The 20,208-nt window shown below is 67.2% G+C and carries 22 protein-coding genes and 1 pseudogene; 12 read left to right on the top strand and 11 right to left on the bottom strand.

What is annotated here, in order from left to right; genetic code table 11:
- The 3 genes and pseudogenes from GLP40_RS32815 to GLP40_RS32825 all read left to right on the top strand — a co-directional run.
- Nucleotides 1-836 (top strand): DNA-directed RNA polymerase subunit beta (locus GLP40_RS32815; protein WP_456094010.1); only part of this gene is annotated, 836 nt, incomplete at its 5' end.
- A gap of 107 nt (nt 837-943) precedes the next feature.
- A complete protein-coding gene (locus GLP40_RS32820) occupies nt 944-4,897 on the top strand; it encodes a DNA-directed RNA polymerase subunit beta' (protein WP_328290939.1) in 3,954 nt (1,317 codons plus the stop codon).
- Nucleotides 4,898-4,956: 59 nt separating this feature from the next.
- A pseudogene (locus GLP40_RS32825) lies at nt 4,957-5,316 on the top strand (Uma2 family endonuclease); the annotation flags it as partial.
- A gap of 67 nt (nt 5,317-5,383) precedes the next feature.
- Here GLP40_RS32825 and GLP40_RS32830 read toward each other — a convergent pair.
- Nucleotides 5,384-6,076 (bottom strand): hypothetical protein, encoded by a 693-nt coding sequence (locus tag GLP40_RS32830; protein WP_154791916.1) that lies wholly within the window; start codon nt 6,074-6,076, stop codon nt 5,384-5,386.
- Nucleotides 6,077-6,207: 131 nt separating this feature from the next.
- Nucleotides 6,208-7,176 (bottom strand): EamA family transporter, encoded by a 969-nt coding sequence (locus GLP40_RS32835; RefSeq protein WP_154791917.1) that lies wholly within the window; start codon nt 7,174-7,176, stop codon nt 6,208-6,210.
- Between the two features lie 38 nt (nt 7,177-7,214).
- On the opposite strand from GLP40_RS32835, the gene GLP40_RS32840 reads away from it, so the two are divergent.
- Nucleotides 7,215-7,751, top strand: a complete 537-nt coding sequence (locus GLP40_RS32840; protein WP_328290940.1) for a CGNR zinc finger domain-containing protein — start codon at nt 7,215-7,217, stop codon at nt 7,749-7,751.
- Here GLP40_RS32840 and GLP40_RS32845 read toward each other — a convergent pair.
- Nucleotides 7,744-8,592, bottom strand: a complete 849-nt coding sequence (locus GLP40_RS32845) for an LLM class flavin-dependent oxidoreductase (protein WP_154791918.1) — start codon at nt 8,590-8,592, stop codon at nt 7,744-7,746. The genes GLP40_RS32840 and GLP40_RS32845 overlap by 8 nt on opposite strands.
- Nucleotides 8,593-8,877: 285 nt before the next feature.
- Here GLP40_RS32845 and mqo point away from each other — a divergent pair, with 285 nt between their 5' ends.
- The gene (gene mqo, locus GLP40_RS32850; protein ID WP_154791919.1) at nt 8,878-10,383 is read left to right on the top strand and encodes a malate dehydrogenase (quinone); all 1,506 of its coding nucleotides are present in this window, start codon (nt 8,878-8,880) and stop codon (nt 10,381-10,383) included.
- Nucleotides 10,384-10,470: 87 nt separating this feature from the next.
- Nucleotides 10,471-10,941: a PaaI family thioesterase gene (locus GLP40_RS32855; protein ID WP_154791920.1), complete on the top strand. Its 471-nt coding sequence runs from the start codon at nt 10,471-10,473 to the stop codon at nt 10,939-10,941.
- Between the two features lie 6 nt (nt 10,942-10,947).
- Here the strand turns inward: GLP40_RS32855 and GLP40_RS32860 are convergent, their stop codons facing one another.
- Nucleotides 10,948-11,955, bottom strand: a complete 1,008-nt coding sequence (locus GLP40_RS32860; RefSeq protein ID WP_154791921.1) for an aldo/keto reductase — start codon at nt 11,953-11,955, stop codon at nt 10,948-10,950.
- 161 nt (nt 11,956-12,116) lie between these two features.
- Here GLP40_RS32860 and GLP40_RS32865 point away from each other — a divergent pair, with 161 nt between their 5' ends.
- On the top strand, nt 12,117-12,956 hold the full coding sequence (locus GLP40_RS32865) for a helix-turn-helix transcriptional regulator (RefSeq protein WP_328290941.1): 840 nt from the start codon (nt 12,117-12,119) through the stop codon (nt 12,954-12,956).
- A 73-nt stretch (nt 12,957-13,029) separates the two neighbouring features.
- Here the strand turns inward: GLP40_RS32865 and GLP40_RS32870 are convergent, their stop codons facing one another.
- The 4 genes from GLP40_RS32870 to GLP40_RS32885 all read right to left on the bottom strand — a co-directional run bounded on the left by GLP40_RS32870 (nt 13,030) and on the right by GLP40_RS32885 (nt 15,726).
- A complete protein-coding gene (locus GLP40_RS32870) occupies nt 13,030-14,016 on the bottom strand; it encodes a pirin family protein (protein ID WP_154791923.1) in 987 nt (328 codons plus the stop codon).
- A 15-nt stretch (nt 14,017-14,031) separates the two neighbouring features.
- On the bottom strand, nt 14,032-14,346 hold the full coding sequence (locus GLP40_RS34300) for a GNAT family N-acetyltransferase (RefSeq protein WP_154791924.1): 315 nt from the start codon (nt 14,344-14,346) through the stop codon (nt 14,032-14,034).
- 3 nt (nt 14,347-14,349) lie between these two features.
- The gene (locus GLP40_RS34305) at nt 14,350-14,832 is read right to left on the bottom strand and encodes a carboxymuconolactone decarboxylase family protein (RefSeq protein WP_154791925.1); all 483 of its coding nucleotides are present in this window, start codon (nt 14,830-14,832) and stop codon (nt 14,350-14,352) included.
- Nucleotides 14,833-14,916: 84 nt separating this feature from the next.
- Nucleotides 14,917-15,726 carry an alpha/beta fold hydrolase gene (locus GLP40_RS32885; RefSeq protein ID WP_154791926.1) on the bottom strand — a complete coding sequence of 270 codons (810 nt, stop codon included), beginning with the start codon at nt 15,724-15,726 and terminating at the stop codon, nt 14,917-14,919.
- Between the two features lie 45 nt (nt 15,727-15,771).
- On the opposite strand from GLP40_RS32885, the gene GLP40_RS32890 reads away from it, so the two are divergent.
- Nucleotides 15,772-16,203: a MerR family transcriptional regulator gene (locus GLP40_RS32890; protein WP_328290942.1), complete on the top strand. Its 432-nt coding sequence runs from the start codon at nt 15,772-15,774 to the stop codon at nt 16,201-16,203.
- Here the strand turns inward: GLP40_RS32890 and GLP40_RS32895 are convergent.
- Nucleotides 16,172-16,633: a MarR family winged helix-turn-helix transcriptional regulator gene (locus tag GLP40_RS32895; protein WP_230330171.1), complete on the bottom strand. Its 462-nt coding sequence runs from the start codon at nt 16,631-16,633 to the stop codon at nt 16,172-16,174. The genes GLP40_RS32890 and GLP40_RS32895 overlap by 32 nt on opposite strands.
- Nucleotides 16,634-16,760: 127 nt before the next feature.
- Between GLP40_RS32895 and ribA the strand changes: the two genes are divergently transcribed.
- Together ribA and GLP40_RS32905 are read left to right on the top strand one after the other, a co-directional pair.
- Nucleotides 16,761-17,396 (top strand): GTP cyclohydrolase II, encoded by a 636-nt coding sequence (gene ribA / locus GLP40_RS32900; RefSeq protein WP_154791928.1) that lies wholly within the window; start codon nt 16,761-16,763, stop codon nt 17,394-17,396.
- Between the two features lie 16 nt (nt 17,397-17,412).
- Nucleotides 17,413-18,216, top strand: coding sequence for a dioxygenase family protein (locus GLP40_RS32905; protein ID WP_154791929.1), 804 nt, complete (start codon nt 17,413-17,415; stop codon nt 18,214-18,216).
- 18 nt (nt 18,217-18,234) lie between these two features.
- On the opposite strand, the gene GLP40_RS32910 is transcribed toward GLP40_RS32905, so the two are convergent.
- Nucleotides 18,235-18,702, bottom strand: a complete 468-nt coding sequence (locus GLP40_RS32910; protein ID WP_154791930.1) for a MerR family transcriptional regulator — start codon at nt 18,700-18,702, stop codon at nt 18,235-18,237.
- Nucleotides 18,703-18,827: 125 nt separating this feature from the next.
- Between GLP40_RS32910 and GLP40_RS32915 the strand changes: the two genes are divergently transcribed.
- Nucleotides 18,828-19,031: a hypothetical protein gene (locus GLP40_RS32915; protein ID WP_154791931.1), complete on the top strand. Its 204-nt coding sequence runs from the start codon at nt 18,828-18,830 to the stop codon at nt 19,029-19,031.
- Nucleotides 19,032-19,039: 8 nt separating this feature from the next.
- On the opposite strand, the gene GLP40_RS32920 is transcribed toward GLP40_RS32915, so the two are convergent.
- Nucleotides 19,040-19,531, bottom strand: a complete 492-nt coding sequence (locus GLP40_RS32920; protein WP_154791932.1) for a SixA phosphatase family protein — start codon at nt 19,529-19,531, stop codon at nt 19,040-19,042.
- Nucleotides 19,532-19,757: 226 nt separating this feature from the next.
- Between GLP40_RS32920 and GLP40_RS32925 the strand changes: the two genes are divergently transcribed.
- Nucleotides 19,758-20,208, top strand: a 451-nt coding sequence (locus GLP40_RS32925) for a 4Fe-4S dicluster domain-containing protein (RefSeq protein WP_154791933.1), incomplete at its 3' end; no start/stop codon positions are given.

Genomic DNA, 20,208 nt, shown 5'->3' on the forward strand with positions numbered 1-20,208 from the left:
TCCCGCAGGAGGACATGCCGTTCCTGCCCGACGGCACTCCGGTCGACATCATCCTCAACACCCACGGTGTGCCGCGTCGTATGAACATCGGCCAGGTGCTGGAAACCCACCTCGGGTGGATCGCCAACACCGGCTGGCAGGTCGAGGGCACTCCCGACTGGGCCAAGAACCTGCCGGAGGAGATGATCGGTCAGCCCGCTGACACGAACATCGCCACCCCGGTGTTCGACGGCGCCCGCGAGGAGGAGCTGACCGGCCTGCTCGGCTCGACCCTGCCGAACCGCGACGGTGAGCGCATGGTGGACGAGAACGGCAAGGCCATCCTGTTCGACGGCCGCTCCGGCGAGCCGTTCCCGTACCCGGTGGCCGTCGGCTACATGTACATCCTGAAGCTGCACCACCTGGTCGACGACAAGATCCACGCGCGTTCGACCGGTCCGTACTCGATGATCACGCAGCAGCCGCTGGGTGGTAAGGCGCAGTTCGGTGGTCAGCGCTTCGGTGAAATGGAATGTTGGGCCATGCAGGCCTACGGCGCGGCCTACACCCTGCAGGAGCTGCTCACCATCAAGTCGGACGACGTGGTCGGCCGCGTGAAGGTGTACGAGGCGATCGTCAAGGGCGAGAACATTCCGGAGCCGGGTATCCCGGAGTCGTTCAAGGTTCTGCTCAAGGAGCTCCAGTCGCTGTGCCTGAACGTGGAGGTGCTGTCCTCGGACGGCGCCGCCATCGAGATGCGCGACGGTGACGACGAGGACCTGGAGCGCGCCGCGGCGAACCTGGGTATCAACCTGTCCCGCAACGAGGCTGCGACGGTCGACGACCTGGCGCAGTAGAGCGATCGGTCCCGCAGCGCCGAGAGGCGCTGCGGGGCAAGCGTTTTCAAAAGCGCGAATTTTGAACTTTTGCTCATTCTCAACCCGAACAGGGGAAAGGAAGTTACGTGCTAGACGTCAACTTCTTCGATGAACTCCGGATCGGCCTGGCGACCGCCGAAGACATTCGCAACTGGTCGTTCGGCGAGGTCAAGAAGCCGGAGACCATCAACTACCGCACGCTGAAGCCGGAGAAGGACGGCCTCTTCTGCGAGAAGATCTTCGGTCCCACCCGGGACTGGGAGTGCTACTGCGGTAAGTACAAGCGCGTCCGCTTCAAGGGCATCATCTGTGAGCGCTGCGGTGTCGAGGTGACTCGCGCCAAGGTGCGTCGTGAGCGCATGGGCCACATCGAGCTGGCCGCCCCGGTCACCCACATCTGGTACTTCAAGGGTGTCCCGTCGCGTTTGGGCTACCTGCTCGACCTCGCGCCGAAGGATCTCGAGAAGATCATCTACTTCGCCGCGTACGTCATCACCGCCGTCGACGACGAGCTCCGTCACAACGAGCTGTCCACGCTCGAGGCGGAGATGGAGGTCGAGAAGAAGTCGGTCGCCGACCAGCGCGACGCCGACCTCGAGGCCCGCGCCCAGAAGCTCGAGGCCGATCTGGCCGAGCTGGAGGCCGAGGGCGCCAAGTCCGATGTCCGCCGCAAGGTCAAGGACGGCGGCGAGCGCGAGATGCGTCAGCTGCGCGACCGCGCTCAGCGTGAGCTGGACCGGCTCGACGAGATCTGGACCACCTTCACCAAACTGGCCCCCAAGCAGTTGATCGTGGACGAGGTCCTCTACCGCGAGCTGCAGGACCGCTACGGCGAGTACTTCACCGGTGCCATGGGTGCCGAGGCGATCCAGAAGCTGATGGAGACCTTCGACATCGATGCCGAGGCGGAGAACCTGCGTGAGGTCATCCGAACCGGCAAGGGCCAGAAGAAGCTTCGCGCGCTGAAGCGCCTGAAGGTCGTGGCCGCGTTCCAGTCCAACGGCAACTCGCCGATGGGCATGGTCCTCGACGCCGTTCCGGTGATCCCGCCGGAGCTGCGCCCGATGGTGCAGCTCGACGGTGGCCGTTTCGCGACCTCCGACCTGAACGACCTGTACCGCCGTGTCATCAACCGCAACAACCGACTGAAGCGACTGATCGATCTGGGCGCGCCCGAGATCATCGTCAACAACGAGAAGCGCATGCTTCAGGAGTCGGTGGACGCGCTGTTCGACAACGGCCGTCGCGGTCGTCCGGTCACCGGTCCGGGTAACCGTCCGCTGAAGTCGCTGAGCGATCTGCTCAAGGGCAAGCAGGGTCGTTTCCGTCAGAACCTGCTCGGTAAGCGTGTCGACTACTCCGGCCGTTCGGTCATCGTGGTCGGTCCGCAGCTGAAGCTGCACCAGTGTGGTCTGCCCAAGCTGATGGCGCTCGAGCTGTTCAAGCCGTTCGTCATGAAGCGTCTGGTCGATCTGAACCACGCGCAGAACATCAAGTCCGCCAAGCGGATGGTCGAGCGTCAGCGTCCCCAGGTGTGGGATGTCCTCGAAGAGGTCATCGCCGAGCACCCGGTGCTGCTGAACCGTGCGCCCACCCTGCACCGCCTGGGTATCCAGGCCTTCGAGCCGCTGCTGGTCGAAGGCAAGGCCATCCAGCTGCACCCGCTCGTGTGTGAGGCGTTCAACGCCGACTTCGACGGTGACCAGATGGCCGTGCACCTGCCGCTGTCGGCGGAGGCGCAGGCCGAGGCCCGCATCCTGATGCTGTCCTCGAACAACATCCTGTCGCCGGCGTCGGGTCGTCCGCTCGCCATGCCGCGTCTGGACATGGTGACCGGTCTGTATTACCTGACCCGCCTGGAAGAGGGCGCGAAGGGCGAGTACCGCGAGGCCACCAAGGACGAGCCGGAATTCGGCGTCTACTCCTCGCCCGCCGAGGCGCAGATGGCCGTCGACCGCGGCGAGCTGACCGTGCGTTCGCTGATCAAGGTCCGCCTGACCGATCAGCGCCCGCCGAAGGACGTCGAGGCCGAGCTGTTCCCGAACGGCTGGCAGCGTGGCGACGCGTGGATCACCAAGACCACGCTGGGCCGCGTGCTCTTCAACGATCTGCTCCCGGCGGACTACGCGTTCATCGACGAGCCGATGCCGAAGAAGCGTCAGGCGGCGATCATCAACGATCTCGCCGAGCGCTACCCGATGATCGTCGTGGCGCAGACCGTCGACAAGCTGAAGGACGCCGGCTTCTATTGGGCCACCCGCTCCGGTGTCACCGTCTCCATGTCGGACGTGCTCGTTCCGCCGGAGAAGGCGGAGATCATGGAGCGCTACGAGGCGCAGTCGGATCAGATCGAGAAGAAGTACCAGCGTGGTGCGCTCGATCACCAGGAACGCAACAACGCCCTGGTCAAGATCTGGCAGGAAGCGACCGAAGAGGTCGGTAAGGCGCTGCGCGCGCACTACCCGGCCGACAACCCGATCATCACGATCGTCGACTCGGGCGCGACCGGTAACTTCACCCAGACTCGTACCCTCGCCGGTATGAAGGGTCTGGTCACCAACCCGAAGGGTGAGTTCATCCCGCGGCCGATCAAGTCCTCCTTCCGTGAGGGCCTGACGGTTCTGGAGTACTTCATCAACACCCACGGTGCGCGAAAGGGTCTGGCCGACACCGCGCTTCGTACCGCCGACTCGGGTTACCTGACCCGTCGTCTGGTGGACGTGTCGCAAGACGTCATCGTGCGCGAGACCGACTGTGGCACCGAGCGTGGCATCGTCGTGCCGATCGCGGAGAAGCAGGCCGACGGCTCGCTCATCCGTGACGCCCACGTCGAGACCAGCACCTACGCTCGTACGCTGGCCACCGACGCGATCGACGCCGATGGCAACGTCGTCGTCGAGAAGGGCCACGACCTGGGCGATCCGGCCCTGGAGGCGCTGCTCGACGCGGGCATCACCGAGGTGAAGGTCCGCTCCGTGCTGACCTGCACCACCGGCACCGGCGTGTGCGCCACCTGCTACGGCCGCTCCATGGCGACCGGCAAGCTGGTGGACATCGGCGAGGCCGTGGGTATCGTCGCCGCGCAGTCGATCGGTGAGCCGGGTACCCAGCTGACCATGCGCACCTTCCACCAGGGTGGTGTCGCCGGTGACGACATCACCGGTGGTCTGCCCCGCGTGCAGGAGCTTTTCGAGGCTCGTGTGCCCAAGGGCAAGGCACCCATCGCCGAGGTGTCGGGTCGCGTGCGGCTCGAGGACGACGACCGCTTCTACAAGATCACCATCATTCCGGACGACGGTTCGGACGAGGTGCTCTACGACAAGCTGTCGAAGCGTCAGCGTCTGCGGGTGTTCAAGCACGAGGACGGCTCCGAGCGTCTGCTCGCCGACGGTGACCACGTGGAGGTCGGTCAGCAGCTGCTCGAGGGCTCGGCCGATCCGCATGAGGTGCTGCGCGTGATGGGCCCGCGTCAGGTGCAGGTCCACCTGGTCCATGAGGTCCAGGAGGTGTACCGCTCGCAGGGTGTGTCCATCCACGACAAGCACATCGAGGTGATCGTCCGCCAGATGCTGCGCCGCGTCACCATCATCGATTCGGGTGCGACCGAGTTCCTCCCGGGTTCGCTGGTGGAGCGCGCCGAGTTCGAGTCCGCCAACCGCCGCGTGGTCGCGGAGGGCGGCGAGCCCGCCTCGGGTCGTCCGGTGCTGATGGGTATCACCAAGGCGTCGCTCGCGACCGATTCGTGGCTGTCGGCGGCCTCCTTCCAGGAGACCACCCGCGTGCTCACGGACGCCGCGATCAACTGCCGCTCCGACAAGCTGATCGGCCTGAAGGAGAACGTGATCATCGGTAAGCTGATCCCGGCCGGTACCGGTATCAACCGCTACCGCAACATCCAGGTTCAGCCCACCGAAGAGGCCCGTCAGGCCGCGTACGCAGTGCCGTCCTATGACGAGAGCTACTACAGCCCGGAGGGCTTCGGCACCTCCACCGGTGCCGCGGTTCCGCTGGACGACTACGGCTTCAGCGACTACCGCTGACCCTCGTAGGTAGCCAATAGAATTCGGCCCCCGCTCCCTGACGGAGCGGGGGCCGTTTCGCTGGCGCTGAGCAAGGGGTTGATCTCGGTGGCAGCGTGCCTGTGCCGGATGTGCTTGCGGTGTCACGTGAAGCCGTTCGCTCCAGCAGTTTCGTCTTCGATCCGAAGGATGTGTTCCTCGCAGTAGAGGTTATGTCCCCAGGCACGAAAACGAAGGGCCGGGAGTTCCGCCCCGCGCAGTATGCCGAGGCCGGGATCAGGTGCTTCTGGCGGGTAGAGAACGAGGACGACGCCATCGTTGTCTACACCTTTGAACTGCTGCCAGAAGATGGCTATGCGCCTACCGGCGTCCACCGAGGCCGTCTCGAGGTCGATCGCCCCTTCCCGATCGACATCGAATTGACCGAGGTGACTTGGTAGTTCGTCAATCGACGACTCGGCCCGTGCCCTGACGAGGAGCGCGGGCCGAATTGCGTTGCGGGTGGGGTCAGTTCGCCGGTTGGGGGGTGGGGAGGGCGGCGAAGATGGGGCGGACGATATTGGAGGTGCCGGGGACGAGGCTATCCACGTAGGCGAGGGCGGTGTCGGATGCCTGTTGGCCGCCCGACATCTGGAGTCCGATGGCGCCGCCGACCACGCCGCCCACGACGGCGAGCAGGGGTGCGGTGATGAAGTCGAGGATGAAAAGGCCCGCGGGGAAGCCGGCGATGAAGCCGATGGTGGCGCCGATGGCCGCACCGGTGGCGACGGCGGGGAGGTTGGCCTGGACCACGTCGAAGAATTGCTGCTGAGCGTCGACCTGGCGCAGCGGCGCGTCGGATTCACCGATGGGCGTGAGGGTGAGGCGGCGGTTGTCCTGGTCGATGGTCGGGGTGAATTCGGCTGTCTTGCCGTCGATGTCGTACTTCAGCGGGATGGTGGAGACCAGGACGCCGCTGTCGTCGGTGACGATGACGGAGTCGCCGTCCCAGGTGGCGAGGAAGCGGCCGGCCTGCAGGGTGCTGACGGCGGCGCGGTGGTCGGCGGTGAGGGCCACGTCATAGCCGATGTTGTGATCGGTGCCCTTGATCTGCAGGGCGGGCTGTGCGGGGGCCTGCGCCGGTTCGGCGGTTGCGGTGCCCGCGACGGTGGTCGCGGTCAGGCAAAGCAGCGCGGGCGCAATGTATTTGGTTATACCCATCGTGGTTTTCCTCGAGTTGCGGACTGGTTCCCCCGATATTTGCGCCAAACTACCGTTATCAACTCGAGATGTGAAGGGTTATGGCGCACAAGCGCAATCGATAGATGCGAAGCGGCTGGTCAGCCTCGGTGTCAAGGGTGCGGGGTGTCGCTCGCGAGAGGGTCGTCGGCGGGCTCGCCGAGACGGACGACCACCACGCCGATGAGAACCAATGCGCCGCCGAGCAATTGGATCGGTGCGGGCGTCTGTCTCAGCAGTGCCCACGAGAAGACGACGGCGGCAAGCACCTCGCCGAGCGCGGCGAAGGAGGCCAGCCGGGAACCGAGCAGCCGGGTGGCGGCGATGCCGGTTACGTAGGAGATGGCGGCCGTGATCACGCCGAGCGCGAGCAGCGGCACCCACCAGTTCACGGTGAAGCCCCCGAACGCGACCGCCGCCGTGGTGGCGTGCAGCGGCACGATGCCGATCAGCCCCGCCGCCAGAATGCCGAGCCCGCCGACCAGCAGCCCGCTGGTGGCCAGTACGGTGCCCGGTACCTCGTCCCCGGCGCGCGCGGACAGGATGAAATACGCTGCCGCGCCGATCATCGCGCCCAGAGCCCAGGTGGTGCCGACCCAGCTGGTGGCGGTGCCCGGGCGCAGGTTCAGCACCAGCGCCAGTCCGGTCACACCGATGACTGCGCCGAGAACTGTTGCACGTCCGGGCTTCTGGCTGTGTCGCAGCCACAGCCATACCACCACCGCGATGGGCGCGGTGTATTCGATGAGCAGGGCGACCGCGACGTCCATGTGCGCGACGGCATTGAAGTAGGCCAGTTGCGCGGTCGCTACCGCGAGCAGTCCGTATCCCCCGAGCAGACCGGCGTTGCGGCGCAGCGGTTCCCAGTCGCCGCGCAGCCGCGTCACGGCCACGGGCAGCAGCACGAGCGCGCCGAGCAGTACGCGCACGATGACCACGGCGGCCGGACTCCAGCCCGCGTCGATGAGCCCGCGGGCCAGCGGCCCGGAGAGCCCGAACGCCGCCGCCGACAGCGCGGCGCAGAGCAGCCCGGAACGCAGCCGGCTCGACACCAGCGCCCTGGCATGAGTCAAAGTCGCCATGACAAATGACGCTATGTCGCTCGGTGTAATCTGTCAAAGTGATTTTCGCTGATGACACGGTAGCGGCTATGGCGGCGGCGGTGGAGCTGGTGAACTCGGCCGAACCCCCGGACACCCTGACCGAGATCGCCCAGCTGGACGAGTTTTTCGTCAAGCACGGCTACACGGGCGTCCACGCCCGCACCCGCGCCGAGCTGGCGGCCGTCCGCGCCCAGCGCGCCCCTCTGCGCCGCCTGCTCACCGCCGACCGCGATGACGCGGTCGGCCTGGTGAACGCTATCCTGGCCGAGCATCGCGCGGCCCCGCGGCTGGTCCGCCACGACGACCTCGACTACCACATCCACGCCGTGCCGCCCGAAGCGCCGCTGGACGTCCGCATGGCCGTCGAGACCGCCATGGCCATGATCGATCTGATCCGCGCCGACGAGCTGTCGCGGCTGGCCATCTGCGCCGACGAGAGCTGCGCGGGTATAGTCCTGGACCTGTCCCGCAACCGCTCTCGCCGCTACTGCTCGACCGCGTGCACCAACCGCAACGCGGTCGCGGCCTACCGCGCCCGCAGAATGATCAGCTGACCACGTCGGCGAGCCGGTCCACCTGATCGGCGTCGCGACCGTAGCAGTACAGCATCACCTCGTCGGCGCCGAGATCGCCGAATTGCCGGATGGCGTCACGGATTTCGCCGGGCGTGGTGAGCATGCCGGCCAGCATGAAGTCGGCGCGGCCGGAGAATTCGTAGTACGCCCCCATGGACGTGCGGGCGTCGTCGAGCACAACGTCCGAGCCGAGTGCGACATTCACCTGGGCCACGATCCGGGGCGCGCCCGCGCGGCCGTGGTCGCGCCAGGAACGGCGAACCGTGTCGAACTGCGCACTCGCCCAGGAGGGCGCGGCAGCCGAGAGGAAACCGCCGCCCCAGCGGCCGACCCGCTCCAGCGCGGCCGGGTGGAAGCCTCCGAAGAGCAGTTCCGGTCCGAGGAACGAGCGCGGCGCGGGGCCGATGGGCCCGCAGCTCGGGCTGAACGGTTTGCCCGACCAGAGTCCGCGCATGAGGCCGATCTGCTGATCGATGCGGCGGCCGCGGGTGCGCAGCTCGGTGCCGGAGGCCTCATGGTCATCGGCGCGCCCGCCGACGCCGAGGCCGAGCACGAAACGGCCGCCGGAGAGCACGTCCAGGGTGGCTGCCTGTTTGGCGAGCAGTGCCGGATCGCGCAGGGGTGCGATGAGCACCTCGGTCTGCAGCTTCACCCGGCTGGTCGCACCGGCGAGCACGCCGAGGGTGACCAGCGGTTCGGGATTGTCGTAGACCAGCCGATCGAGCAGGCCGAGGGTGGAGAAGGGGCCGGCGTCGGCGCGGCGCGCCCAGTCGAGCAAGGCGAGTGGATCGGAAATGGGGAGCCCGAGACCGATGTGCATGGGATGACCTCCATGGAGATGAGTGGGCACAACTGCTTTGCCGCCCACTCCGCACCTCTTTCGGAGGCGGATGCTCTCATTCTGCGGCACAACGTCTGGAGGGCATCTCTTGGATTGTGGCCAAGATACGACGATTTCACGCGATATCGCAACCGGGCCGATAGCTCCGGGTGCGCCGGGACGGGTTTGGCGTTAGGGTGGCCGCGCCACCCGGGCGGGCCGGTGGATGGTGCTAGCGTGCCCGTACGCGGTACGAGTCAATCGGGGTTTTCCAGGTAAATGACGATGAGAACACAGCTGCCCCTGCGGCCCTACGATGTCGTGCTGATCGGCGGCGGAATTATGAGCGCGACGCTCGCGATGCTGATCAAGCATCTGGAACCCAGCTGGAGCATCGCGGTGTACGAGCGATTGCCCGAGGTGGGGGCCGAGGCATCGGCGGCCTGGAACAATTCGGGCACCGGCCACGCGGGACTGTGCGAACTCGATTACACCACCGAGAATCCCGACGGCTCGATCGATATCGAGCCCGCTCTCGAGCTCAATGAGCAATTTCAGCTCACGCGGCAGCTGTGGGCGTCACTGGTGCAGTCCGGGGTACTGCGCAAGCCGGAGACCTTCATCAATCCGGTCCCGCACATGACGCTGGCGCGCGGGCGGCAGGAGGTGGATTTCCTGCGCCGCCGCCACGAAACCATGTCCGCGCACCATCTTTTCGCGAATATGCGTTTCAGTGACGATCCCGAGGTGATCGCCGAATGGGCGCCGCTGCTCACTACCGGCCGCGGCGACTCCGAGCCGATCGCCGCCACCCGCGATATCACGGGCAGCGATGTGGATTTCGGTGAGCTCACCGGCCAGCTGTTCCATTGGCTGCGCTGGCAGGATGTCGAGATTCACCGCAGTTGCGAGGTGCGCGGTCTGCGCCGCAACAATGACGGCACCTGGCAGTTGCGGGTGGACTGGCGCACCGATAACGACCGGCTCACCCGAAAGGTGGACGCCCGCTTCGTTTTCGCGGGCGCCGGTGGCTGGGCGCTGAAAATCCTGCAGAAGGCCGGGATTCCGGAAGCGCAGGGCTACGGTTTGCTGCCGGTCAGCGGACGATTCCTGCGCTGCGACAATCCCGAGGTGGTGGCCCGGCACGAGGCCAAGGTCTACGGCCGGGCCCCCGCGGGTGCGCCGTCGATTTCCATGCCGCACTTGGACACTCGCATCGTGAACGGCGATCGCGCGCTGCTGTTCGGCCCGTATGCGGGCGCGAATCCCCGTTTGCTGAAACGCGGTTCGCTCTTCGACGCCCCGGCGTCACTGCGGCCGGGGAATGCCGGTGCGATCGCCGGGATGCTGAAGTCGAATTCGGATCTGATGCGGCTGCTGGTCACGCAGGTCGCCTCGACCCGCAAGAAGCAGCTCGCCGCCCTGCGGGATTTCGTCCCCGAGGCGCGCGCCGAGGACTGGACCCTGATCACCGCGGGTCAGCGCGCCCAGATCGTGAAGCCGGATGCCGAGCGTGGCGGCGTGCTGGAGTTCGGCACGGAAGTCGTCGCCGCGCAGGACGGTTCGATTGCCGCGGTGCTGGGCGCCACTCCGGGCGCGTCGACAGCGCCGGTGATCCTGCTCGAGGTGCTGGAGCGCTGCTTCCCGCGCTATACCCGGCTGTGGGAGCCGCGCCTGCGTGAGCTCATGCCGAGCCTGGGGCAGAGTCTGGCCAAGGATCCGCGGCTGGCGCGGCAGACCCAGGCCCGGACCGCGGAGGCGCTGGGACTGGCCGGCCGGGTGGTGGGGTGATCCGGCTGGAAGCGGCCGTGGACAAGGCACGTCCGGCCCGGTATGAAATTGGAACAGGTTTCAATTTCTGAGTCGGCAGGAGATGCGATGGACAGCGCCACCATGGGCGACATGGTGATGGCGGGCTTCCAGAAGCTCGGCTTCATCCAGTTCACCGGTATCGAGGGCGTCGATTACGCCCCGGGCCGCAATGTGGTCCGCATGGCCGCGCGCCCCGAGCACTTCAACCACAATGGCGACATCCACGCCGCCCTGCTGTTCGGCCTGGCCGAGACGGCCGCCATGGGCGCGTCCATCTCCGGCATCGTGGACCTGCTCGGCGACACCTTCATCGTCGCCCGCGACGGCCGCATCGAATATCTGGCCCGCGCCAAGGGCGAGGCGGGTCCGTTCAGCGCCACCGCCGAGCTCTCGCCGGAGACCATCACGCAGACCCGCGCGAATATCGAGTCCCGCACCGAGATCGAGCTCGAGGTGCCGGTGACGATCGCCGACGTCACCGGCAAGCCCGTGGCCCGTGCCGCCTTCACCGCGGTGATCCGGCCGCGCCGGAAGTAGCGCGGGTCAGCGCTCACTGTCGAGCATGGCCATCTGCGCCGGAGCGTAGCGGCCGCCCGCCACCTGATCGGCGGGCACGGCCGCCTCGATGATGGCCAGCTCGGCCTCGGAGAGCTGAATGTCCGCCGCCGCAACGGCTTCCGCCCAGCGCTCCGGCTTCCGCGCGCCGACCAGCGGCACGATGTCCGTGCCCCGGGACAGCACCCAGGCGATCGCCAGCTGGGCCACGCTCACCTGGTGCTCGGCCGCGATCTTCGCGAGCGCGTCGACCAGGCACAGGTTCGCGTCGAGGTTCTCGCCCTGGAAGCGCGGGCTGTGGGCGCGGAAGTCGCTCGGCGCGAACTGCTGTCCGGGCCGCACCGAATCGCTCAGCAGGCCGCGGGAGAGCACTCCGTAGGCGGTGACGCCGATGCCGAGTTCCCTTGCCACGGGCAGGATTTCGGCTTCGATGCCGCGCGAGACCAGCGAATACTCGATCTGCAGATCCACGATCGGGTGCACCGCCGCGGCGCGGCGCAGCGTCTGGGCGCCCACCTCGGACAGGCCGATGTGGCGGATGTAGCCGGCCTGCACCAGGTCCGCGAGGCCGCCGATGGTCTCCTCGATCGGAATGGCCGGATCCAGCCGGGCGGGCCGGTAGATGTCGATGTAGTCGGTGCCCAGTCGCTGCAGCGAATAGGCGAGGAAGTTCTTGGTGGCGGCCGGTCGCGTGTCGACGCCGCCGAAGCTGTTGTCGGGTCCGCGCAGCGCGCCGTACTTCACGCTGAGCAGGATGTCCTCGCGCCTGCGGCCGGCCAGCGCCTGCCGGATGAGCAGTTCGTTGTGGCCCATGCCGTAGAAGTCGCCGGTGTCGATGAGGTTCGCGCCGGAGTCGAGGGCGGCGTGCACGGTGGCGATGGAGACGGCGTCGTCGGCCGTGCCGTACATGCCGGACATTCCCATGGCCCCGAGGGCGAGGCGGGAGACGGCGGGCCCGGTCGTGCCGAGTCGGACGGTGCTGAGGTTCGTGGTCATGTCGACAACAGTGCGCCCCTGCGGCGGGGGCCGGGAGAGGACTGTTCATCCAGGGATCGCCGGTCCCTGATTACCGGTTGTGAACGGCCGGGCATGGATTCGCCCGAGGCTCGGACTTCCGATACCTGGCTACCGGACCGGGAACGGGGGACAGTGGTGGAGTGGATCGAACCGAGCTGGCAGACTTCCTGCGCCGCCGCCGTGAGCAGCTGCAACCCGGCACCGTCGGGTTGTCGCCGGGCGCGCGCCGACGCACCCCGGGCCTGCGCCGTGACGAGGTCGCGATGCTCGCGGGCATGTCGACCGACTACTACACCCGGCTGGAACAGGCCCGCGGACCGCGGCCGTCGGCGCAGGTGCTGGCGTCGCTGGCGCGGGCACTGCGCTTGACCGACACCGAGCGAGATCATCTCTACCACCTGTCCGGGCATCAGGCCCCGGCGCGCGGCGGCGACAGCCATGTGGGGCCCGGCATCCTGCACGTGCTGTCGAAACTGGACGACACTCCGGCCGTGGTCATCTCGGACCTGGGCGAGGTGCTGGTGCAGAACCGCATGCACACCCTGCTGACCGGGGATTACTCGCGGCGCCGGGGTCTGGATCGTTGCGTTCCGTGGCGTTGGTTCACCGAACCGGACTCGCGCGCCGTCTTCCCCGAGGCGGACTGGGACGCCATGAGCCACAAGCACGTCGCCGATCTGCGAGCCACCGCCGCACGCCGGGCCGGGGACGCCGACGTGACCGAGCTGGTTGCCCGACTGCGGGCCCGCAGCCCGGAGTTCGAACGATTGTGGACCGAGCACGAGGTGGGCACCGGCCGCGGGCACACCAAACGCATGATCCATCCGGAAGTCGGTGTGCTGGACCTGATCTGCGAACCGCTGCTCACGCCCAGCGCCACCCGGCACGTGCTGATCTACTATCCCGCGCCGAACACCGATACGCAGGAGAAGCTGGATCTGTTGCGCGTCATCGGAACTCAGTCGATGACCAGCCACTGAATATCGTTCAGGAACGTGTTCGGCCCCGAGCCTTTGCGGCTTCGGGGTCGAACACCTTGTCGGACCGGATGATTCAGTCGTGCGGAACTCCGCACCGGCGCTTGCGCGGCTTCAGATGCAAGCCCGGCAGGGGCGGCGCGGGAATCCGCTGTTCCGGTGTGTGCCCGGCGATATCGGCGAAACGCTCGACATCGTGCTTCTCCCAATCATTGCGGGCCTGCTCGATCTCCTCATGACTGCGCGCCACGAAGTTCCACCACATCACCAGGTCTTCGCCGAACGGCTCGCCACCGAGTAGCAGCAGGTGCGCTCCCGCGGTGTCGTGGAGCCGGATACTGTCCCGGTCGCTGCCCAGATAGAACAGGCTCCCCGGTTCGACCGGGGTGTCGTCGATGCGGAGTGCGCCCTCGATCACCAGGACCGCGTGCTCGAATTCCCGATTCAACGGGAGTTCGGTATCCGCCTCGGCCCGGACGCGCAGGTCCGCGCCGACGATAGGCGTGTACGCGGTGGCCGGTGAGGTGACACCGCCCAGCGATCCGATCAGCACGATGCCATCGACGGACGGCATCCTGAATTCCGGCAGTTCGCGATGCTGCTCGAAATGCGGTGCGATATTCCGGGATTCGTCCGGCAAAGCGACCCACAACTGCAACCCGTGCCCTGAGACATGGCCCGGCACCCGGTATTCCGAATGCGCGATGCCGTGCCCCGAGGTCATGATGTTCAGCTGCCCGGGCTCGATCTCCACATCCGAGCCGGCGCTGTCGCGGTGCCGGATGCGCCCGTCCAAAGGCCAGGTGACCGTTTGCAATCCGATGTGCGGATGCGGGTCGATGTCGTGCCCTTCGGGATTGGCCGCCGAACCGGAGCCGAAATGATCCAGGAAGCACCACGCGCCGACGGTCGGCAGATCGCGTTGCGGCAGCGTCCGGAAGACCGTCACGCCGCGCACGCCACCGAGCGGCACCTCCCGCGCCGGGAAGAATTCCGCGCGCGGTCCGGGCCGTCCCGAGGATTCGCACAACGATTCCTCCGGCCGCGGTTCCAGATCACTCATTCCGCTCCTCCCTGATCACCTCTTGATGCCCTTGCCGACGACGTGCTCGTCGTATTCCGGGTGCTTGTCCAACCAGCTCTTGATGAACGGGCAGCGTGCCACGATCGTGCGGCCGCGGGCGATCACATCCTTGACCGCCTCCTGCGCGAGCAGATTCGCCAGGCCCTTTCCACTGAATTCCTGATCCACCTCGGTATGAATGAAGGTGGTGTCGTTGTCGTCGCGCTCGCGGTACTCGCTGAACCCGGCGAGCGAATTCCCGTACCACACCTCGTACCGGTGTTGCGCGTCGTTGCGAACGACGGCGGCCGCCACGGCCTGTTCGCTCATTGTTCAGTTCTCCTTCCGCACCCGCACCGGATGTCTGCTCATAATCGACACACGATTGAACGCGCCGATAGTGGTCGCAGCCCAGATGAGAACGGACATCTGGTCATCCGACAAATGTTGCCGCGCAGCAGCATACTCACGCCGCATGCTCTCCTCATCCGGCAATGAAGTGACCGTCTCGGCCACCGAGAGCGCGGCCTGCTGCAGTTCCGTGAACAGGTACGGACTGCGCCGCCAGGCGGTCAGCACATCCAATTGCTGCTGGGTGACACCGGCGTCGCGGGCGGCCCGGGAATGCAGGTCCAGGCAGAACGGGCAACCGGTCAGCTGCGAGACCCGCACATTCACCAATTCCATGACGGCACGGTCCAGATCGGCAGCCGCCGCGGCGGTCCGCACCGCGGAGGCGACGCTGTTGAGCGCGTGGAAGACCTCGGGCGACTGCTTGTCGATCCACACCCGGTCGTGAGTTACAGGCGACTGCATAGTGGCTGCATCGTAAGCCGAGAATGTGAACCGTGCCCTCCGGTATGAATATTGGCGTTGCGGCCCGAGGACATCCAGGTGAATTCAGCGCGTGGCGGCGGCACTCGGCGCAGCGGAGGACGCCTGCTGTCCGGTGAAGAAGTCGAGCACAGCGGCGTGCCAGGCCTCGGGCCGTTCGACCATGACGACATGGCCACCCGGCAGTTCGAGGTATTCGGCGCCCGGAATTCCGGCGGCCTGCTCACGCGCGTTCGCGGGATCGCAGAGCAGGTCGCCGGCGAGACCGATGACCAGTGTGGGCACCGCGACCCGCGGTAGATCCGCCCGCACATCAGCGGTCTCGATCAGCGCCGCCTGGGCCGCGGTGCCGCCCGGGATGTTCGCGGCGGTCCGTGCCAGCACGTCCGAAAGCTCCTCTTCCGGAATGGCATTCACGAAGTCCGCGCTGAAACCGGCCAACAGGACGTACCGCGCGAAGGATTCGCGGTCGCCGGCCGCCAGAGCACGCTGCCAGAGTTCGATATTCAGCCGCGCCCGATTGTCGGGCCTGGCGAAGCCGCCGGTGAGCACGAGCCCGCGCACCCGCTCCGGATGCCGCACGGCCGCGCGGATGGCCACCGCGGTGCCGAGGGAGAACGCCACGATCGAAAAGGTCTCGGCCCCATGGGCGATCGCTTCGACGACCAGGGCGTCGGCCAGCGAGTCCAGCGTCAGCGGGGTGTCGTCGGCGGGAAAATCGGAGCCGATGACCAGATGGTCGGCGGCCAGCAACGGAATCAGGCCGCCGAAGTTGGCATCGATGCCGCCACCACCGCCGTGGGCCAGCACGATGGCGGGGCCGGAACCGGAGACCTGGGTCGTCAGCACTGGGCTTTCGGGGGAAATCTTCGTCATGGCGGCGACGTTAGGGATTCACATGGATGTGAAGGTCAACGCGATGTGCGGGAGGTCACAGTGCTGATCGGCGAACTGTCCCGGGCCACCGGTGTGCCGGCCCGGCTGCTGCGCTACTACGAGGAGCAGGGACTGCTTGTGCCGCACCGCGATTCGAACGGCTACCGCACCTACCCGGATACCGCCCCCGACCAGGTCGCGCGGATTCGCGAACTCCTGGCGGCGGGCCTGCCCACTCGCGATATCCGCGAACTGCTGCCCTGCGCAACCGGATCCGGGTTTCAACACTGCGATCACTCCCGGAAGGTGGTGAGCGACGGTCTCGATCGCCTCGACGGCCAGATCGCCGAACTCACCCGCCGCCGCATGCTGCTGGCCCGCCAGCGCGACGCCGTGCTCGCCGCGCCCTTCGACCCGAATCCCGCTCTGCCCGAAGCGCCTGCGGCTACTCCGGTGATTCCCGCAATCGGCGGTTGACCTCACCGAATCCCGCGGCCACCGCGGCAAGCTGGTCCGGGGTGAAGGCATCGATGAAGAACTCACGCACGGTGTCGACGTGCCCCGGTGCGGCCTGTTCGAGGCGTTCTCGCCCGGCGTCGGTGAGACGGGCGTAGACCGCGCGCAAGTCCTGGCGGCAGGTGCGGCGGGTCACCAGACCGGCCTTCTCCAGCTGATCGACCTGATAGGTGAGCTTGCTCTTGGAGTTGAGCAGGGTGGCGGCCAGCTCGGTCATGCGCAGTTCGCCGTCGGAGGCGTCCGCGAGGCGGACCAGGATCTCGTACTGCAGATGCGAGAGGCCGGAGTCCCGCTCGAGCTGCCTGCCGACCCGCCGTTCCAGAAGGCTGGCGGCGGTCAGGAAGGCCAGCCAGGCGTCCTGTTCTGCCTCGGTCAGCCAGCGTGGAGTCATCAGCCCAGGTTACCGCTGGTTGTTCGAGTTGGAATAACCTGGCGATCGCTGTCGTTCAAATTTGAACACTGTGCTTCAGTCAAAGAGGCTTCAGTCAAAGAAACGGTCCCTGGCCTCAGGAGCGATCATGAGCAGCGCCTTCGTCGGCACGAGCGTCCGCACCCGCGTGCGGATTCCGCTGACCTTCGCCGACGGGTACTCGACCACCGCGCAAGCGGTCACCTTCGACGGCCTGGCCGATGGCCGCGAGCACGTCGCCCTCGTCCTCGGTGAACCCGGCCTCGGTCCGGACGCGCTGGGCACGCCGCTGGTGCGGCTGCACTCGGAATGCCTCACCGGTGACGTCTTCGGCTCCGCACGCTGCGATTGCGGACCACAGTTGCGCGAGGCCGTCGAACGCATCACCGCCACCGGCGGCATCCTGCTCTACCTGCGCCAGGAGGGCCGCGGCATCGGGCTCTACAACAAGCTCGACGCCTACGCACTGCAGGATTCGGGCCTGGACACCTACCAGGCCAATACCGAACTCGGCTTCGACGAGGACGCCCGCGACTACACCGTGGCCGCCCAGATGCTGGCCGCCCTCGGCGTGGGCGAACTCGACCTGCTCACCAACAATCCCGACAAGGTGCGCCAGCTGACCGCCCTCGGTGTGACGGTGCGGGACACCGTCCCCACGCGCGTCCACGCCACCCCCGACAACCTGCGCTACCTGCGCGCCAAAGCCGAGCGCACCGGCCACACCATCCGGCTCGTCGGCTGACCAGAAAGGAAAACCCATGTCCCAGGCCGTGACTCCCGAGCGGACGGACCGCATGCCGGTGCTCTACCTGAGCCACGGCGCGCCGCCACTCGCCGACGACCCGATCTGGCCCGGCCAGCTGGCCTCCTGGTCGGCCGAATTGCCCAGGCCCACGGCCATTCTCGTGGTCTCCGCGCACTGGGAGGACGCGCCCGTCACGGTCGGCGCGACCACCACGGTGCCGCTGCTCTACGACTTCTGGGGCTTCCCCGAGCACTACTACCGGGTCCGCTACACCGCCCCCGGCGCACCCGAGCTGGCCGTGAAAGTCCGTGCGCTGCTGGGACGTCCGGGACAGCCGGTGCACGATGCCCCGACCCGTGGTCTGGACCACGGCGCGTATGTCCCCCTCGTCGAGATGTACCCCGAGGCGGACGTCCCGGTCCTGCAACTCTCGCTGCCGACGCTGGACCCCGTCGCCCTCTACGACCTGGGCCGCCGTCTGGCCCCGCTGCGCGACGAGGGTGTGCTCATCCTCGGCAGCGGCTTCTTCACCCACAACCTGCGCGAGGCGAACTTCTCCAGGCCGGCGGATTTCGCGCCCGAGTGGTCCCGCGAATTCGACCACTGGGGTGACGAGGCGCTGGCCGCCGGTGACATCGACGCCCTGCTGGACTTCGAGCACGCCGCACCGGATGCCCGCCGGGCGCACCCGCGCACCGAGCACTTCGCCCCGCTCTTCGTGACCCTCGGCGCGGGCGCGGACGAGCTGTCCACGCAGCACGCCGCCATCGACGGCTTCTGGTACGGAATGGCCAAGCGCTCCATCCAGATCGGCTGATCCGGACCGAGCCGGCGCTCAGTCGCCCTGGCGGGCACCGCCGTTCGACCGGACCGGCGGATCGCAGACCGGACCGCCCTCGTAAAGGGTGATCTTGCGGTCCAGGACCGCCAGGGTGGACTGGAGTTCCTCGATCTGGGTGAGCACCTCGGCGCGAGTGCGACGGAACATCTCGAGTCGCTCCGGATAGGTGCGCTCGCCCTCGCGCACCAGCTCGGCGTACTTCACCATGTCGGCCACCGACATTCCGGTGCGCCGCAGTTTGCTGATGAACGCCAGCCATTCCAGGTCGCGGTCACTGAAGCGGCGCTGACCCGTGTGGTCGCGGCCGACGTAGTCCATCAGGCCGATGCGTTCGTACCAGCGCAGCGTGTCGCGGGTCAGGCCGCAGCGGTCGGAGACCTCGCCGATCGAATAGCGGGGCCGTTCGTGCTCCACGGTGTTTCGGGGTGTGGCTGTGCGCTGCCGTACCGGTGGTGCGCTCATCGTTCGCCCTCCTCGTCCGAGCCACCTACGACGGTAGTGGGTTGGAGTGCACTCCAAGCAAGCCTGAGGGGTGCGAAGTTTCGAGGCGCGGCCGAATCGGCCGATGCCGCGCCTACCCTGGGGACATGGCTGGAAAAGACGTGGATCGGATCAGGGCGCGTTCGGCCCTGGAGACGGCCAAGGAACAACCGGTGATCACGGCCATCGCCGCGCTGCCGGTGGTGGCGGTGTTCGGCGTGGTGTGGTGGCTGGTCGGCTTCTGGCCGGCGCTGCTGCTTCTGCTGATCTTCGCCGGTGTCGTGGTGTGGAAGGGCAAGCTACTAGGCTGAGCCCGGCCCTACCGAGGCACGTGGAATCGCACCAGGTCACCCGTGCCCGGGTCGGCAGCTGCCCACGGCCGGTCGAATTCGAGGACGGCCAGCGCCGAGGTGGGGAATTTCGCGCTCATCTCCACGGCCGGACCGGAATCGCGGTTGGCCGCCAGTTCCCATGCGGTCCAGGGCATTCCGGGGGAGTGGCCGATGAGCAGCAGGGTCTCGACGGCGGCGTCGGTGAGCTGCACCAGTTCGATGAGGGTGTGCGGGGACGCCTCGTAGATCGACTGCTCGAAGGCCACCGGCGCGGTGATGCCGGTGGCCGCCAAGGTCTCCCGAGTACGGGTCGAAGTGGAACAGAGCACCGCGTCGATTTCCGGCTGGGTGGCCCGCAGCCAGTCGCCCGCCAGGGCGGCCTCGCGTCGTCCGCGCGCGACCAGGGGGCGCTCATGGTCCGGCACGCCGTCGGGGTGTCCGGATTTGCCGTGCCGCATCAGGATGAGAGTCCGCACCATAGGCATTACGGTAGGTGTCCTCGAGTGGCCCCCCGAGACCGGTCTCACAGCGGTGCACTCCGGTGCCGACGCGAGACTGTTCTCACACTCGAGGCACACTGAAGGTGGCGTCACATCGCAGTGCCGACACCCGATGGAATGCCGCCTATATTAGAACGTGTTCTACCGACCCTGCTCGAACCCGAGCGGAGTAGCACCACGCGACAGTTTCGAGGATCTGCGAGATATGGCCTATGTGATCACGCAGCGTTGTTGCAACGACGCCAGCTGCGTACCCGAGTGTCCGGTCGATTGCATTCGTCCCACGCCTGAGCAACGCGAGTTCGCCACGACCGAGCAGCTCTACATCGACCCGGACACCTGCATCGATTGCGGAGCGTGTGTCGATGCCTGCCCGGTCGACGCGATCTTCTCCGAGGACGATCTGACCGCCTCGCTGGCTCGGTTCCGCGACATCAATGCCGCCTATTTCCAGCGGCATCCGCTGGAATCGAATTTCGAGCCGCTGGTCGCGCCGACACGCGCGCCCAAGGAACTGGGCACGTTGCGTGTGGCCATCGTCGGCGCGGGCCCGGCCGCCTGCTACGCCGCCGAGGAGCTGCTGCGCCGCGCCGATGTCGAGGTGGAGCTGTTCGACCGGCTGCCCACCCCCTACGGGCTGGTACGCGCCGGCGTCG

The organism is Nocardia aurantiaca, from assembly GCF_009708175.1.
GTDB classification, from domain to species: Bacteria; Actinomycetota; Actinomycetes; order Mycobacteriales; family Mycobacteriaceae; genus Nocardia; species Nocardia aurantiaca.

What these genes read in the sequence shown, in the direction of transcription:
- GLP40_RS32860 (WP_154791921.1), bottom strand. Translation starts at nt 11,955, where the DNA reads ATGACCACGAACCTCAGCACCGTCCGACTCGGCACGACCGGGCCCGCC.
- mqo (WP_154791919.1), top strand. Translation starts at nt 8,878, where the DNA reads ATGAGAACACAGCTGCCCCTGCGGCCCTACGATGTCGTGCTGATCGGC.
- GLP40_RS32830 (WP_154791916.1), bottom strand. Translation starts at nt 6,076, where the DNA reads ATGGGTATAACCAAATACATTGCGCCCGCGCTGCTTTGCCTGACCGCG.
- GLP40_RS32905 (WP_154791929.1), top strand. Translation starts at nt 17,413, where the DNA reads ATGTCCCAGGCCGTGACTCCCGAGCGGACGGACCGCATGCCGGTGCTC.
- GLP40_RS32885 (WP_154791926.1), bottom strand. Translation starts at nt 15,726, where the DNA reads ATGACGAAGATTTCCCCCGAAAGCCCAGTGCTGACGACCCAGGTCTCC.
- GLP40_RS32855 (WP_154791920.1), top strand. Translation starts at nt 10,471, where the DNA reads ATGGACAGCGCCACCATGGGCGACATGGTGATGGCGGGCTTCCAGAAG.
- GLP40_RS32870 (WP_154791923.1), bottom strand. Translation starts at nt 14,016, where the DNA reads ATGAGTGATCTGGAACCGCGGCCGGAGGAATCGTTGTGCGAATCCTCG.
- GLP40_RS32915 (WP_154791931.1), top strand. Translation starts at nt 18,828, where the DNA reads ATGGCTGGAAAAGACGTGGATCGGATCAGGGCGCGTTCGGCCCTGGAG.
- GLP40_RS32835 (WP_154791917.1), bottom strand. Translation starts at nt 7,176, where the DNA reads ATGGCGACTTTGACTCATGCCAGGGCGCTGGTGTCGAGCCGGCTGCGT.
- GLP40_RS32910 (WP_154791930.1), bottom strand. Translation starts at nt 18,702, where the DNA reads ATGAGCGCACCACCGGTACGGCAGCGCACAGCCACACCCCGAAACACC.
- GLP40_RS32895 (WP_230330171.1), bottom strand. Translation starts at nt 16,633, where the DNA reads ATGACTCCACGCTGGCTGACCGAGGCAGAACAGGACGCCTGGCTGGCC.
- GLP40_RS32845 (WP_154791918.1), bottom strand. Translation starts at nt 8,592, where the DNA reads ATGCACATCGGTCTCGGGCTCCCCATTTCCGATCCACTCGCCTTGCTC.
- GLP40_RS32920 (WP_154791932.1), bottom strand. Translation starts at nt 19,531, where the DNA reads ATGGTGCGGACTCTCATCCTGATGCGGCACGGCAAATCCGGACACCCC.
- ribA (WP_154791928.1), top strand. Translation starts at nt 16,761, where the DNA reads ATGAGCAGCGCCTTCGTCGGCACGAGCGTCCGCACCCGCGTGCGGATT.
- GLP40_RS34300 (WP_154791924.1), bottom strand. Translation starts at nt 14,346, where the DNA reads ATGAGCGAACAGGCCGTGGCGGCCGCCGTCGTTCGCAACGACGCGCAA.
- GLP40_RS34305 (WP_154791925.1), bottom strand. Translation starts at nt 14,832, where the DNA reads ATGCAGTCGCCTGTAACTCACGACCGGGTGTGGATCGACAAGCAGTCG.